The 14,392-nt window shown below is 56.9% G+C and carries 12 protein-coding genes; 5 read left to right on the top strand and 7 right to left on the bottom strand.

Annotated features, from left to right (window positions below):
* Positions 1-9 precede the first annotated feature (9 nt).
* On the bottom strand, positions 10-282 hold the full coding sequence (locus ACLIBF_RS08980; protein ID WP_031374639.1) for a YebO family protein: 273 nt from the start codon (positions 280-282) through the stop codon (positions 10-12).
* Positions 283-494: 212 nt separating this feature from the next.
* Here ACLIBF_RS08980 and ACLIBF_RS08975 point away from each other — a divergent pair, with 212 nt between their 5' ends.
* The gene (locus ACLIBF_RS08975) at positions 495-731 is read left to right on the top strand and encodes a YobH family protein (RefSeq protein ID WP_069728558.1); all 237 of its coding nucleotides are present in this window, start codon (positions 495-497) and stop codon (positions 729-731) included.
* A 33-nt stretch (positions 732-764) separates the two neighbouring features.
* On the opposite strand, the gene kdgR is transcribed toward ACLIBF_RS08975, so the two are convergent.
* Positions 765-1,556, bottom strand: coding sequence for a DNA-binding transcriptional regulator KdgR (gene kdgR, locus ACLIBF_RS08970; protein WP_031374641.1), 792 nt, complete (start codon positions 1,554-1,556; stop codon positions 765-767).
* Positions 1,557-1,908: 352 nt separating this feature from the next.
* Between kdgR and ACLIBF_RS08965 the strand changes: the two genes are divergently transcribed.
* A complete protein-coding gene (locus ACLIBF_RS08965; RefSeq protein ID WP_448310382.1) occupies positions 1,909-3,285 on the top strand; it encodes an MFS transporter in 1,377 nt (458 codons plus the stop codon).
* A gap of 52 nt (positions 3,286-3,337) precedes the next feature.
* Here the strand turns inward: ACLIBF_RS08965 and htpX are convergent, their stop codons facing one another.
* From htpX to ACLIBF_RS08945, 4 genes are all read right to left on the bottom strand, one after another.
* Positions 3,338-4,219 (bottom strand): protease HtpX, encoded by an 882-nt coding sequence (htpX, locus tag ACLIBF_RS08960; protein WP_031374643.1) that lies wholly within the window; start codon positions 4,217-4,219, stop codon positions 3,338-3,340.
* Positions 4,220-4,464: 245 nt separating this feature from the next.
* Entirely contained in the window at positions 4,465-6,504 is a 2,040-nt protein-coding gene (gene prc / locus ACLIBF_RS08955) for a carboxy terminal-processing peptidase (RefSeq protein WP_031374644.1), read from the bottom strand.
* 19 nt (positions 6,505-6,523) lie between these two features.
* On the bottom strand, positions 6,524-7,225 hold the full coding sequence (gene proQ / locus ACLIBF_RS08950; RefSeq protein WP_046288277.1) for an RNA chaperone ProQ: 702 nt from the start codon (positions 7,223-7,225) through the stop codon (positions 6,524-6,526).
* Between the two features lie 96 nt (positions 7,226-7,321).
* On the bottom strand, positions 7,322-7,822 hold the full coding sequence (locus ACLIBF_RS08945) for a GAF domain-containing protein (RefSeq protein ID WP_279809736.1): 501 nt from the start codon (positions 7,820-7,822) through the stop codon (positions 7,322-7,324).
* Between the two features lie 213 nt (positions 7,823-8,035).
* Between ACLIBF_RS08945 and yebS the strand changes: the two genes are divergently transcribed.
* From yebS to rsmF, 3 genes are all read left to right on the top strand, one after another.
* The gene (gene yebS, locus ACLIBF_RS08940; protein WP_279809737.1) at positions 8,036-9,280 is read left to right on the top strand and encodes a membrane integrity lipid transport subunit YebS; all 1,245 of its coding nucleotides are present in this window, start codon (positions 8,036-8,038) and stop codon (positions 9,278-9,280) included.
* A complete protein-coding gene (locus ACLIBF_RS08935) occupies positions 9,249-11,882 on the top strand; it encodes a PqiB family protein (protein ID WP_279809738.1) in 2,634 nt (877 codons plus the stop codon). The genes yebS and ACLIBF_RS08935 overlap by 32 nt, the downstream gene beginning before the upstream one ends.
* 220 nt (positions 11,883-12,102) lie before the next feature.
* Positions 12,103-13,569 carry a 16S rRNA (cytosine(1407)-C(5))-methyltransferase RsmF gene (gene rsmF, locus ACLIBF_RS08930; protein WP_425028333.1) on the top strand — a complete coding sequence of 489 codons (1,467 nt, stop codon included), beginning with the start codon at positions 12,103-12,105 and terminating at the stop codon, positions 13,567-13,569.
* 1 nt (position 13,570) lies between these two features.
* Here rsmF and ACLIBF_RS08925 read toward each other — a convergent pair whose 3' ends face one another.
* Positions 13,571-14,218, bottom strand: coding sequence for a metallophosphoesterase (locus tag ACLIBF_RS08925; RefSeq protein WP_031377468.1), 648 nt, complete (start codon positions 14,216-14,218; stop codon positions 13,571-13,573).
* Positions 14,219-14,392 lie beyond the last annotated feature (174 nt).

Below are 14,392 nucleotides of genomic sequence, written 5' to 3'. Positions count from 1 at the left end.
ATGCGGGGATTAACGTTCCGGTATCAGGCGAATAAAATCGCGTTTGTCCTGATCTTCATCGTTCTTTTTGGTCTCTGCGCCAGGCTGCGCATCTACCAGACGACGTAACAGAATAGTCTGTTTTTTCTGCTCTTCCAGTAGCGATTCGAGTAACTGAATCTGTTCACCGGCCCGCACGCTGGCCCGGTTTACAAAGAACCAGACAATAAATGCCACAATCAAAATAATCACCAGCAGACCATAGCTGACCAGTGGTCCCGAATTTGCGGCTAACTCATTCATAACTGCCTCATAAACCTTAGTGGAATGTCCCAAACGCTGTAACCGCTCATTCTACCCTTAGCCCTGGCAAAAGATAATGGGGTTAGCATCAATGCAGAATTTACCGTTTCAGTTATCTCTGATCGATCCCGCCGGAAAAGCGAGGCATGCTGGTACAATCATGGCCAGCAGCAATACGTGGAGCGCTGCGTTATCTGTCACAAGGAGACAAAATGAAACTGTTTATTCGGGCGATTGGGTTACTGGCGGTGATCTGGCTGGCAATGCTTTTTACCGGCTACGGCGTGTTAACCGGCAGCACCAAAAATGCCGCGGGGCTGGGTCTGCAGTGCAGTTACCTTACGGCACGTGGCCTTATCAGCGCACAATACCTGCATACTGACAGTGGCGTGGTCGGGGTGACCGATTGTCCGTTACTGAAGAAGAGCGGAGAAGTGATCGATAATTAATTCTCATCCAGCGGGCGCAGTGGCCCGCTGTTTTCAGAATTCGTAGTGATGAAAGCCCATTTCCGCTGACAGGGTACGCGCTGCGCGGTGCAGCATCGCCACATAATCCTGGCGGGCGTCTTCCGAGAATCGAATGGTCGGGAATGAGATGCTCAGTCCGGCGATCACCACGCCAAAGCGGTCAAATACCGGTACCGCGATGCAGCGTAATCCCTCTTCCTGCTCTTCGTTATCTTCGCCGTAACCCTGAATTTTGACCTGATCCAGCGCCTCCAGCAGCGCCTCTGCGCTGACCAGCGTATTGGCAGTACTGCGCTTAAATTCAACGTCCCGCAGGATCTCTTTCACTTCCTGACGATCGCGCCAGGCGAGCAGCACTTTACCAATGGCGGTGGTGTGCAGCGGGTTACGTCGCCCGATGCGGGAATACATGCGCAGGTTATAGAGCGAATCGATTTTATGGATGTAGACAATGCTGTCCTCTTCCAGCGCGCCGAGATGGATTGTCTCTTTGGTCAGACGCGACAGCTCCCGCATCTGCACATCCGCGCTGCGGATCAGATCGACGTTCTGCAACGCTTTCGCGCCAAGCTCAAACAGTTTCAGGGTCAGCGAATACTTTTCACTCTCCCCTTCCTGGGTAACGTAACCCAGCGACTTCATGGTTTGCAGAAAGCGGTAAACGGTACTTTTTGACATCATCACGCGCTGCGCGAGCTCAGTAATACCGTGATCGCGCTCTTCGCCCAGTGCCTGCAAAATACCGAACACTTTAAGGACCGAGGAGACTGAATCGGGCTGTTTGTCATTTTCAGCAGAGGACATCGCGCACCTTGTTAAACCTGTTTCAAAAAAAATGGAACGGACTGTCAGTATAGAGCGAGGCTGACGGCGGCGGCAATGCTTTACGTCGCGCTGTGCGGTTTATCCCGCTGAATCGTGACCGGGAATAGCGTGGAGCGGTACACCTGCAGACCGGTCTGAGTGGCTGGCGCGCCGTCGCGCTGACGGCTAAGCAGACAACGCAGCGGCAGCCATGCGCCGTTTCAGGCGGACAGCCAGCGCAGGCGATTGCGGCTAAGACATATTTTAAGACAACTTTTTGTCATCGCCCGCGCTGCTTTTTGGCGGCAATTTCATTAGCATGATGATATTCACCCTCTTTAGCAAATACACCATGTCACTCTCTTCTCCGCAGGACGGACTGCCGGTCGCCCAGCGCTACTGGGCCATTCTGACTATCGCTCTCGGCATCACCATGGCGGTGCTGGATGGCGCAATTGCCAACGTGGCGCTGCCGACTATTGCGCGTGAACTGAATGCCAGCCCGGCAGAGTCAGTGTGGATCGTTAACGCCTACCAGATTGCTATTATCGTCTCGCTGCTGTCGCTGTCGTTTCTGGGCGATATGCTGGGTTATCGCCGCGTCTATCAGGCCGGTCTGGCACTGTTTATCGCCACCTCGCTGTTTTGTGCCCTCTCCACCTCACTTAACATGCTGACCTTCGCCCGGGTATTACAGGGCTTTGGCGGCGCGGCGCTGATGAGCGTAAATACGGCGCTGATACGCATTATCTACCCGCAGCGTTATCTGGGCCGGGGTATGGCGATCAACTCGCTGATTGTGGCGGTATCAACCGCGGCAGGACCCACGGTGGCGGCGGCGATTCTGTCGGTGGCCAGCTGGAAATGGCTGTTCCTGATCAACGTCCCGCTGGGGGCGATTGCACTGTGGCTGGCGCTGCGAACCCTGCCGGACAACCCACAAAAAGCGACCGCCCAGAAGTTCGATATTCCCAGCGCCATCATGAATGCGCTGTTTTTCGGCCTGCTGATTTCCGCCCTCAGCGGCTTTGCGCAGGGTCAGAATGGCTGGCTGGTGCTGGCAGAGTTGCTGGCGTTGCTGGTGGTCGGCCTGTTCTTTATTCGCCGTCAGCTGAATATGGCGGTGCCGCTGCTACCGGTGGATCTGCTGCGCACTCCGATATTCAGCCTGTCGATGGGCACCTCGGTCTGCTCGTTCTGCGCGCAGATGCTGGCGATGGTGTCGCTGCCATTCTTCCTGCAGAACGTGCTGGGCCGCGATGAGGTCACCACCGGTCTGCTGCTGACGCCCTGGCCGCTGGCGACCATGGTATTCGCCCCGATTGCCGGCCGGTTAATTGAGCGGGTCCATGCCGGGCTGCTGGGCGGTATCGGTCTGGCGATGTTTGCTGCCGGGCTGTTTTTGCTGGCGCTGTTGCCGGCTCAGCCGGGCGATGGCGATATTATCTGGCGGATGATGCTGTGCGGCGCTGGCTTTGGTCTGTTCCAGTCGCCCAATAATCACACCATTATCACCTCTGCACCGCGTCACCGCAGCGGCGGAGCCAGTGGCATGCTGGGCACCGCCCGTCTGCTGGGCCAGAGCGTCGGTGCGGCGCTGGTGGCGCTGATGTTCAATCTGTTTGACCAGAGCGGCACCCACGCCTCGCTGCTGCTGGCGGGCGGCTTCTCGACGGTGGCCGCGATTGTCAGCCTGTCACGTATGACCCAGAGCCGCGCGGCGGCCTGATCGCAGACATAAAAAAGGCGACCCGGAGGTCGCCTTTCTGCTGTTATCTCGCTTACTTCAGATACTGACCGCTGCGCAGCGCTTCAATACGTTTGTCTAACGGCGGGTGCGACATAAACAGCTCGCTGAACGACTTGCCTTTACCGTTAATACAGAACGCCATCATGCTGCTCGGTTCCTGCGGTTCGTAGCTGGTTTTCAGCCGCTGTAACGCCGCAATCATCTTCTCACGACCTACCAGTTTCGCAGAGCCTGCGTCGGCATGGAATTCGCGGTGACGCGAGAACCACATGGTGATGATGCTGGCAAGAATACCAAACACCAGCTCCAGCACCATCGACACCGCAAAATAGACCAGCGGGTTGCCGTTGCTGCTCTCTTCACCATCACGGTTGCCGGACATAAAGCCCGCCGCGATTTGCGCCAGAATACGTGAAACAAAGATCACGAAGGTGTTCACGATACCCTGAATCAGCGTCATGGTGATCATGTCGCCGTTTGCGATGTGCGACACTTCGTGTGCCAGTACCGCTTCCGCTTCGTCACGGCTCATGTTCTGCAGTAAGCCGGTTGAAACGGCCACCAGCGAGGCATCACGCCGGGCACCGGTCGCAAAGGCGTTGATGTCGGGCGCGTGATAGATCGCAACCTGCGGCATGGCAATCCCGGCCTGCTGCGCCTGACGTCCAATGGTATCCACCAGCCAGCGCTCAGTTTCATTGCGTGGCTGTTCAATCACTTCACCGCCAACCGAGCGCAGTGCCATCCACTTCGACATCAGCAGTGAAACAAACGCACCGCCAAAGCCAAACAGACCCGCCATGATCATCAGGCCCTGAACACTGCTTGACTGGATCCCTGTCAGGCTGAGAATCAGCCCGAATACCAACATCACAGCCAGGTTGGTCATCAGGAAAAGAGCAATACGCATCATATTTGTTAATCTTCCTCAGTGGTTCACGCGCTTATGCGCGGATACATATCCTATGAGCATTGTGCGGCTTTTCAAGCGACCTTAACGTTTAAGTGCCTAAAAAGACATAACTTTACATTTTGTCACGCCCGCTGGCCTGCCCGGCCCGTCTGCGGGTTTACCGCGGCTTATTAATGCTCAACGCCGGTGCTTTTCTGGCAAAAAAAAAGCACCGCTGAACGGTGCTTTTTCATCGCGTCGGCGATCTATTTAGCCGCAGGGGTGTCCGGCTGAGACTTGTCGAGTTGCGCCAGATCGTTAGCAATCTTCACCGTCTCATCAAGATACGGGTCAGGCTCTTTATAATCTTTCGGCAGCTCATCCAGGTTCTTCAGCGGTTTTTTGCCTTCGGCCTGATAGCGGGCATTGATCCGCTCCAGACGCGACGCATCATCTTCGTGGTTCTCTTTCTCACGCTGGGCGAGGTTGAGCGATACGATGTTGCGCTTATCCTTCAGGGCATTGAAACGGGCAATGTCCTTCATGATGTACTGGAACTCACGGTCCTGTGCGATGCGATCGGCATGCTGACGGGTCAGCTGCGGCACCAGCGGTTTTACATCGCCGGATTTGACGTAGGTCGCCGCATTGATGCTGTCCCACGGCAGCGCATTGTCTTCGAACTTCTCACCGGTTTCAGCCGCTTCTACGCCGGTTGGCATCAGCAGATCTGGCGTGACGCCTTTACGCTGCGTACTGCCGCCGTTGATGCGATAGAACTTCTGAATGGTGTACTGTACCGACCCCAGCGCTGGCCATTCCGGGCGCAGCATCTGATCGTAGATACGGTTCAGAGAACGATATTGCTGCACGGTGCCTTTACCAAAGGTCGGCTCACCGACAATCACAGCGCGACCGTAATCCTGCATCGCCGCGGCGAAAATCTCAGAGGCGGACGCACTGAAGCGATCGACCAGCACCACCAGCGGACCTTTGTAATAGACCACGCCATCGTTATCGCTGTCCTGGCGTACCCGACCATTGTTGTCGCGTACCTGCACCACCGGGCCGCTCGGAATAAACAGTCCGGAGAGTGACACCGCTTCAGTCAGCGCGCCGCCGCCATTGGTACGCAGATCGATCACCACGCTATCCACGTTCTGCTTTTGCAGTTTCTGCAGCTGCACTTTAACGTCATCGGTCAGGCCAACATAGAAGCCCGGAATATCAAGTACGCCGACTTTCTGTTTACCGACATTTCTGACGCTCATTTTGACCGCCCGATCTTCCAGACGGATCTTCTCACGCGTCAGCGTTACGGTGCGGGTTTTGGTTCCCTTACCGGCTGGCAACACTTCGAGTCGGACTTTGCTGCCTTTCGGCCCTTTGATTTTTGCCACAACGTCATCCAGACGCCAGCCAATCACATCTTCCATTGGCTTGCCTGGCTGACCGACGCCGACGATGCGATCGCCAACGGTAATGGCTTTACTTTTCGCTGCCGGACCGCCTGCTACCATCGAATTGATCACGGTGTAATCGTCATCCATCTGCAGCACCGCGCCGATACCTTCCAGTGACAGGCTCATTTCGGTGTTGAACTGCTCGGTGTTGCGCGGCGACAGGTAGTTGGTATGCGGATCGATTTCGTGCGCAAAAGCGTTCATCGCCAGCTGGAACACATCTTCGCTGTTGCTCTGTGCCAGACGACGGATGGCGAAGTTGTAGCGCTTGGTCAGCACTTCGCGGATCTCTTTCTCATCTTTGCCGGCCAGTTTCAGGCTCAGCTGGTCATATTTGACCTTGGCATCCCACAGCGCGTTCAGTTCAGACTGATCTTTCGGCCACGGGGCTTTAGCCCGGTCAATGTCGATGGTGTCATTGCCGGTAAAATTCATCGGGCGATCCAGCACCGTCAGCGCATACTGATAGCGCTCAAAACGGCGCTTCTGCGCCAGATTGTAAAGATCGTAAAACAGGTCCAGCTTACCGCTGCGCAGCTCATCGCCGACGAGGTTTTTTTTGCTGGCAAACTGCGCCACATCCGAGGCCAGCAGCACGTTATGGCTGTAATCGAGCATGTTCAGGTAGCGATCAAAAATTTTCGCTGAAAAGTCCTGATTCAGGTCGAACTGGCGATAGTGGGAACGGGTAAAGCGTGAGGTGACACGTTCGCTGACCGTCGGGTCCTGCGGGTCTTCGTGAAGCTGGGGAATCTGGTCGGCGCGGGTAATGTTCTCCGCGCCAAAGGAAGGGCCTGACAACAGCAGGCCCGCAATAAGTCCAATTTTAAAAAGGGTGTTCATGCCGGGGTCAGCCTCCGTTTCAGAACTGCAAGTGTTCTGCGCGCACAATCATTGCCATGCCGGAAGCGAGCTGGACCCGAACGCCGTCTTTAGATACTTCAAGAACGGTCGCGTCCATCGCACTTTTGCCTGCTTTAACTTTAATACTCTGGCCGGGCTGCAAAGTTGAGGTATCAGTGATGGGTCGGGCTTGCTGCTCCGGGCGTGGGGCCGGTTTGCGGTGCTGTGAGGCGGTCGGGCGTTCTGCTGCGGTCTGCGGACGCGGTTTACGCGCGGCATCGCCTTCGGCAGGTTTACGCGCAGCCGGCTTGCGTGGACGACGCGGTGCCGCGCCCTCTTCGCTTTCGCCTGCTTCACGACGGGCGGCACGCTGCTGATCACGCTGCGCCTGAACACGCGCTTTGGCGTCTTCCAGTTGCTTGCGTGCGTGCTCGACGTGCTGCTCGTCCAGCACGCCACAGGCGTTACCGTCGAGATCGACACGCGTCGCACCGGCTTTAATGCCGTACAGATAACGCCAGCTTGAGGTATAAAGGCGTAAGGCAGAACGCAACTGCGTTTTGCTCAGATTCATTTCGCCCTGAACACGCTCGACCAGATCCTGAAAGATACCGATCTTGAGCGGACGCGCTTCACCTTCAGCGCTAAAGCAGTGCGGAAAGCGCTCCGCCAGAAAGCTGATGACTTCTTTACTGCTATTCAACTTAGGTTGATTTTCCATGAAATTTCCTGATTACAACGGGTTTGCCGACCAGCGCAGGCATGAACAGGCGACATTATAATGACAACATCGCTAAATGCCATGTGATCCAGTCGATTAGCTGCGCGCCAGCTGCAGATATTTTTCTAAGTCGCTGTTCGCAAGCACTTCACAAAGCCCATCAGTAAGTGTGACCAGCCCCGATTCGTCGTCGCTGTCAAAGCGATTGTACTCTACGCTGTCGATGTCCAGCACCCCAACCACAGTGCCATTCACTTTCAGAGGAATCACAATCTCAGCATTACTGGCCGCGTCACAGGCGATGTGACCGGGGAAAGCATGCACATCATCAACGCGTTGCACTTTATCTTCTGCCAGCGCGGTACCGCACACCCCTTTACCGACCGGAATGCGCACACAGGCGATTTTGCCCTGGAACGGGCCCAGCACAAGCGTATCCGCTTCCGTCAGCAGGTAAAAACCTGCCCAGTTCACGCCTTCGAGACGTTCATACAACAGCGCGCTAAAGTTACCCATTGCGGCGAGGAACGCCGTTTCTCCCGCCAGTAAGGCGCGCACATCGCGATTCAAATCGGCGTAAAAGGCAGTTTTGTTCATTATTTAACCGTTACCAATGACATCTGAGCGGGGTTATTTCACCGCTTGTTAAAAATAAGCACTAAATATCCAGAGCCACAAGGTGAATCATAGCGTTAGTTACTATACCCTTAGCATTCTGTGGATCGAAGCGTGATGCCCGAGACAGGCACACAGGCGCTGTCTTAACGACCGATATGTGTTACTTACGATGAGCGAATATTGCATCACCCTATGAAAATTCACGCTATCAGCCAGACATTGCCTCACGCACGTTATCAGCGTTGCCCGCAATGCGATACCCTTTTTTCCTTACCGGATGTGAAATCGCATCAGTCGGCTCATTGCCCGCGCTGCAACGCACAAATTCTCAGCGGTCGTGACTGGCCGATGACCCGATTAATGGCGATGGCCGCCACCATGATGGTGTTAATGCCGTTTGCCTTTTCCCTGCCGCTGGTCGATATCCGGCTGCTCGGTATGCGCATTAATGCCAGCGTGCTGGAAGGCGTTGTCCAGATGACCCAACAGGGTGATGTACTGACCGCCTCAATGGTGGCGTTTTGCACCATTGGCGCGCCGGTCACGCTGGTCGCCGGCATCTGCTATCTGGGCATCGGCCATCGGCTGGGAATGAACTTACGCCCGGTGCTGTTGATGCTGGAAAAGCTCAAAGAGTGGGTGATGCTGGATATCTACCTGATCGGCATTGCCGTCGCCTCAATCAAGGTGCAGGACTACGCCTCGCTGGAACTCGGCTATGGACTGGTGGCCTATATCGCGCTGACGGTGCTGAGCGTGCTGACGCTGATCCATCTGAATATTGAGCAGCTGTGGGACCATTTCTATCCGCAAAGCACCGGCAATATGGCGCGTGATGACCTGCAGGTCTGCCTGAACTGCCACAACACCGGCGTACCGGATGCGCGAGGCCGCTGTCCGCGCTGCCACACCCCGCTCGACTTCCGTCGCCGCCACAGCCTGCAAAAATCCTGGTCAGCGCTGATCGCCTCAATCGTGCTGTTAATCCCGGCCAATCTGATGCCGATCTCCATCGTCTATCTCAACGGATCGCGGCGCGAAGACACTATTTTCTCCGGCATTGTCTCGCTGGGTTCCGGCAATATTCCCATCGCCGCCATCGTGTTTATCGCCAGTATTCTGGTGCCGTTTACCAAAGTGCTGGTGATGCTGACGCTGCTGTTAAGCATCCATTTCCGCTGCGAACAGGGACTGAAAACCCGCATCCGCCTGTTGCGGGTGGTGACCTGGGTTGGTCGCTGGTCAATGCTCGATCTGTTCGTCATTTCGTTAACCATGTCGCTGGTCAACCGTGATCAGCTGCTGGCTTTTACCATGGGACCGGCAGCGCTGTTTTTTGGCGCCGCCGTGATCCTGACCATTATGTCTGTTGAGTGGCTGGACAGCCGCCTGCTCTGGGATGCACATGCAACAGGAAACGCCGACTACACCGACTAACGCCACGCTGCGCAATAAGCGCAAAATTTCGCCCTTCTGGCTGCTGCCGATCATCGCGATGCTGATCGCCTGTTGGCTGTTGTGGACTAATTATCAGGAGCGCGGCACCACCATCACCATCAATTTCCAGACGGCGGATGGTATCGTGCCGGGCCGCACGCCAATCCGCTATCAGGGCGTGGAAGTGGGCACCGTGCAGGGCATCAATCTGAGCGATGACTATCGCAGCATTCAGATTAAGGCCAGCATCAAGAGCGACATGCGTGATGCGCTGCGGGAAGATACCCAGTTCTGGCTGGTGACGCCTAAAGCTTCACTGGCGGGCGTATCGGGACTGGATGCGCTGGTCGGCGGTAACTACATCGGCATGATGCCAGGCAAAGGTAAACCGAGTGAAGCCTTTACCGCGCTCGATACCCAACCCAAATATCGGGTCAATACCGGTGAACTGTTGATCCATCTGTATGCGCCTGATTTAGGTTCGCTGAGCACCGGATCGCTGGTCTACTATCGCAAAATCCCGGTCGGTCGGGTCTATGACTACAGCATCAATAACAAAAACGATGGCGTGGCGATTGATGTGCTGATCGACCGTCGCTTTACCAACCTGGTGAAAACCAGCAGCCGCTTCTGGAACGTGTCGGGAGTGAATGCCGATGTCAGCCTGAGCGGAGCCAAAGTCCAGCTTGAGAGCCTTGCCGCGCTGGTCAACGGCGCAGTGGCGTTTGACTCGCCTGCCGAGGGCGAACCGGCTAAAGCTGAACAAAATTACCGGCTCTATCCCGATCTGGCGCACAGCCAGCGTGGCGTGCTGATTACGCTTGATCTGCCAGACGGTAAAAACCTCAAAGCGGGCAGCACGCCGCTGTTGTATCAGGGACTGGAAGTCGGCACCCTGACCAAACTTAATTTGCAGGATGGCGGCAAGGTGACCGGCGAACTGACGATCGATCCGTCGGTAGTCGGTCTGATGCGCAGCGGTACCCGCATTGAAATGCGCAGCCCGAAAATCAGCCTGACCGATACCAGCCTCAGTGCGTTGCTGACCGGCAATACCCTTGAACTGGTGCCTGGCGAAGGTCCGCCGCAGCAGCACTACACCGTGCTGGCATCCAATGAAACTCTGCTGCAGAAACCCAACGTGCTGACGGTGAAACTCAGCGCGCCTGAAAGCTATGGTATCGATCAGGGCCAGCCGCTGATGCTGCACGGCATGCAGATTGGTCAGGTGATGTCGCGTTCGCTGGATGAAAATGGCGTCAACTTTGTGGTGGCGGTTAATCCGGAACACCGCGAACTGGTGCACGGCGACAGCAAGTTTATCGTTAACAGCCGACTGGACGTGAAATTCGGTCTGGATGGTATGCAGGTGCTCGGGGCCAGCGCCCGTGAGTGGGTGGATGGCGGCATTCGCCTTGAACCGGGCAAAAAAGGCCAGCCGAAAAACAGCTATCCGCTGTTTGCCGATGCGGAAAAAGCGGAAGAAGGGATTGTTGGCGATGCACCGTCAACCACCCTCACCCTGACCGCCAAGAGCCTGCCCGATGTGCAGGCCGGCTCCATCGTGCTCTACCGTAAATATCAGGTTGGCGAGATCGTCAAAGTCACGCCGCGCGCCGATGCGTTTGATATTGCGGTGCATATCCAGCCGGAATACCGCAAATTGCTGACCAGCGAAAGCGTGTTCTGGGCCGAAGGCGGCGCGCGGGTTCAGCTTAACGGCAGCGGCCTGACGGTGCAGGCATCCCCGCTCAACCGCGCGCTGAAAGGCGCTATCAGCTTCGACAATATGAGCGGCGCGCTGTCGGCTAAAGGTGATAAGCGCATTCTCTATCCGTCGGAAACCGCCGCCCGCGCCGTGGGTAGCCAGATCACGCTGCATACCTACGACGCCAGCAAACTGTCAGCCGGCATGCCGATCCGCTATCTGGGAATTAACGTCGGCCAGGTAGAATCGCTGTCGTTAAGCAGCGATAACAATCAGGTAGTGGCGAAAGCGGTGCTTTATCCGGAATACGTAGAGGATTTCGCCCGTCTCGGCAGCCGTTTCTCGGTGGTGTCACCGGAAATCTCCGCCACCGGGGTGAATCACCTCGAAACCCTGTTGCAGCCTTACGTCAACGTCGATCCCGGCAAGGGACGCGCGGCGCGCATTTTTGAACTGCAGGAGAGCACCATCACCGATTCGCGCTACCTGAACGGCCTGAATATCTACGTTGATGCCGCCGAAGCCGGTTCGCTGTCGCTGGGTACGCCGGTGCTGTTCCGTGGGGTTGAAGTCGGTACCGTAACCGGCACCTCGCTGGGTAATATGGCCGACCGGGTGCAGATTGCGCTGCGCATCAGTAAAAAGTATCAGCATCTGGTGCGTAACAATTCGGTGTTCTGGCTGGCATCAGGCTACAACCTCGACTTTGGCCTGATTGGCGGCGTGGTGAAAACCGGGACCTTCCAGCAGTTTATTCGCGGTGGCATTCAGTTTGCGACCCCGCCAACCGTGCCGCTGGCGCCGCAGGCCAATCCGGATAAACATTTCCTGCTGCAGGATGAACCGCCGAAAGAGTGGCGCAACTGGGGCACGGCGATCCCGTCTCCGCGCTAAACGAATGCCAACGGGCAGCCAGACTGCCCGCTTCAGACGGTGGAAAGGGATAAAGCGATGGGCACATGTGGCTGTAGCAAAGCATCGCGGGCCACGGATGGCCCGCGCTGAGCTGTCAGGGATGACGCTTTTTGCGTCTTTGCGCAAGCCGCATTTTCCCTGAGCCTGCAGGCTACAAACTCTCTCATCCGGGCAGCCAGGCTGCCCGTTTGCTTTCTGCATGTTACACTGCCGCCTTTGCCTTAACTGGAATGTACCTGTGTCAGACTCCTCTCTGTTTTTCCCCGCTGATTTTCTTGCCCTGATGCGCCAGGCCCTGCCGGATGATGCCAGCTTCGAAGCGTTTATCGCCATCAGCCAGCAACCGCTGCGCCGCAGCCTGCGCGTCAACACGCTGAAAATCAGCGTGGCCGATTTCCTCGCTCAGACCGCGCAGTATGGCTGGCAACTGACGCCGGTGCCGTGGTGTGACGAAGGATTCTGGATCAGCCGGGAAGATGAGAGCCTGCCGCTCGGCAGCGTAGCTGAGCACCTGAGTGGCCTGTTTTACATTCAGGAAGCCAGCTCGATGCTGCCGGTGACTGCGCTGTTTGATGCGCAGTCTGAGGTGACAGCGGTGATGGACATGGCCGCTGCGCCGGGCTCTAAAACCACCCAGATCGCGGCACGGATGAATAACCAGGGGATCATCCTGGCTAACGAGTTTTCCGCCAGCCGGGTCAAGGTGCTGCATGCCAATATCAGCCGCTGTGGCGTCAGCAACAGCGCCCTGACCCACTTTGATGCCCGGGTTTTTGGCCCGGCACTGCCGGAGCAGTTCGATGCGATACTGCTGGATGCGCCCTGTTCAGGCGAAGGGGTGATCCGTAAGGATGCCGACGCCATGAAAAACTGGACGCTGGAAACCACCGCAGCGATCGCCGCCACCCAGCGCGACCTGATTGACAGTGCCTTCCACGCGCTGAAGCCTGGCGGGACGCTGGTCTATTCGACCTGTACCCTGAATCAGATCGAGAATCAGCAGGTGATTGACTGGCTGCTGCAGCGCTATCCCGGCGCGGTTGAAGTGGAGCCACTCGATCGGTTATTTGACGGGGCTGCCCAGGCCGCAACGCCAGAGGGTTATCTGCACGTCTTCCCGCAGCTGTTCGATAGCGAGGGCTTCTTTGTTGCGCGGCTGCGTAAAACGGCGTCGGTTGAGCCGCTGCCAGTCCCGACGTATAAGGTGGGCAAGCTGCCGTTCTCACACCTGAGCCGCAAGCTGGAGAGCGAAATCAGGCAGGCGGCGGCGGCAGCTTCACTGACGTGGGATGATTCACTGGAGCTGTGGCAGCGCGATAAAGAGATCTGGCTGTTCCCGGCCGCCGTCACGCCGCTGTTAGGCAAAGTGCGCTTCTCACGAATTGGCCTGAAACTGGCAGAGACCTTTGCCAAAGGCTATCGCTGGCAGCATGAAGCGGTGATCGCGCTGGCCCGGCCAACGCCGGAACAGATATTTGAACTCAGCGCCGCTGAGGCGGAAGAGTGGTATCGCGGCCGGGATATCTATCCTGAAACGGCTCCGACGCGTGATGAGATGATTGTCACCTGGCAACATCAGCCGCTGGGGCTGGCGAAGAAGGTCGGCAGCCGGATTAAAAACAGTTATCCGCGCGAACTGGTGCGTGACGGACGCCTGTTCCGCTGAGTCACTGCAGTTGTCGCAGCGTCAGGTGATTACCAAACACGGCGCCGGTATCAATGTAATGCAGGTTCTCCACCTCCAGCGGCTGCTGGAGTGGCGTATGACCAAAATAGAAGGCGTCTGCGCCCTGGATCGCACTGCGCTGCCCCGACTGAATCGCCTGCAGTCGGCGGCGGCTCCACACCACATCCTGCCAGTTAAGCGACTTTTCCCAGCTATAGCCAGCCGCCGGATAATCAGCATGCGCCACTACTACAATCCGCTGGTCGAGCTGCAGATGCAGAATCAGCGGCAGTTCCTGGCAGCGTTGCAGCGCATGCCGGGCGCCGATCAGCGCGGCACCGCGCAGTTGCCAGAACCAGTCTCCCCCATTCATCTGCCAGAGATCCATTTCGTGACCCTGTAACGCCGCCAGCGCCATCTCTTCATGGTTGCCACGCACACAGCGAAACCAGGGCTCATCCATCAGCGCCAGGCAGCCGGGACTATCTGGCCCACGATCGATTAAATCGCCGGTTGAAATCAGTAAATCCTGCTGCGGATTGAACCGGTGCTGCAGTAACAGCGCATCGAGTTCGCGACGACAGCCGTGCAGATCCCCGACAATCCAGATCCGGTCCCAGTTTTCACCGTTGAGATAGTGATAGTGCATGGTGTGGCCTTCAGCGTGTTGAGGCGGTAGCTGAAGTATAGATCGAATAGCCGGCTGACCGGCTGGGCAGGCCCATGGCAGGGATCGGCCGTCATCAACGCGATGTCGTCTGGCGCTGGGTGTCATACCGGCAGGCTGATCGCGCTGGCCATGACAATGCACCTGTTCCGGCCA

The sequence above is a fragment of the Pantoea sp. PGP6 genome, from assembly GCF_053474785.1.
The sequence above is the reverse complement of the archived record's forward strand: the minus strand, read 5'-3'. Positions and strand labels throughout refer to the sequence as shown.

Excerpts from the sequence above, each read along its gene's own strand:
- kdgR (WP_031374641.1), bottom strand. The coding sequence starts at position 1,556 with ATGTCCTCTGCTGAAAATGACAAACAGCCCGATTCAGTCTCCTCGGTC.
- ACLIBF_RS08975 (WP_069728558.1), top strand. The coding sequence starts at position 495 with ATGAAACTGTTTATTCGGGCGATTGGGTTACTGGCGGTGATCTGGCTG.
- prc (WP_031374644.1), bottom strand. The coding sequence starts at position 6,504 with ATGAACACCCTTTTTAAAATTGGACTTATTGCGGGCCTGCTGTTGTCA.
- rsmF (WP_425028333.1), top strand. The coding sequence starts at position 12,103 with ATGTTACACTGCCGCCTTTGCCTTAACTGGAATGTACCTGTGTCAGAC.
- yebS (WP_279809737.1), top strand. The coding sequence starts at position 8,036 with ATGAAAATTCACGCTATCAGCCAGACATTGCCTCACGCACGTTATCAG.
- ACLIBF_RS08980 (WP_031374639.1), bottom strand. The coding sequence starts at position 282 with ATGAATGAGTTAGCCGCAAATTCGGGACCACTGGTCAGCTATGGTCTG.
- proQ (WP_046288277.1), bottom strand. The coding sequence starts at position 7,225 with ATGGAAAATCAACCTAAGTTGAATAGCAGTAAAGAAGTCATCAGCTTT.
- ACLIBF_RS08945 (WP_279809736.1), bottom strand. The coding sequence starts at position 7,822 with ATGAACAAAACTGCCTTTTACGCCGATTTGAATCGCGATGTGCGCGCC.
- ACLIBF_RS08935 (WP_279809738.1), top strand. The coding sequence starts at position 9,249 with ATGCAACAGGAAACGCCGACTACACCGACTAACGCCACGCTGCGCAAT.
- ACLIBF_RS08925 (WP_031377468.1), bottom strand. The coding sequence starts at position 14,218 with ATGCACTATCACTATCTCAACGGTGAAAACTGGGACCGGATCTGGATT.
- htpX (WP_031374643.1), bottom strand. The coding sequence starts at position 4,219 with ATGATGCGTATTGCTCTTTTCCTGATGACCAACCTGGCTGTGATGTTG.
- ACLIBF_RS08965 (WP_448310382.1), top strand. The coding sequence starts at position 1,909 with ATGTCACTCTCTTCTCCGCAGGACGGACTGCCGGTCGCCCAGCGCTAC.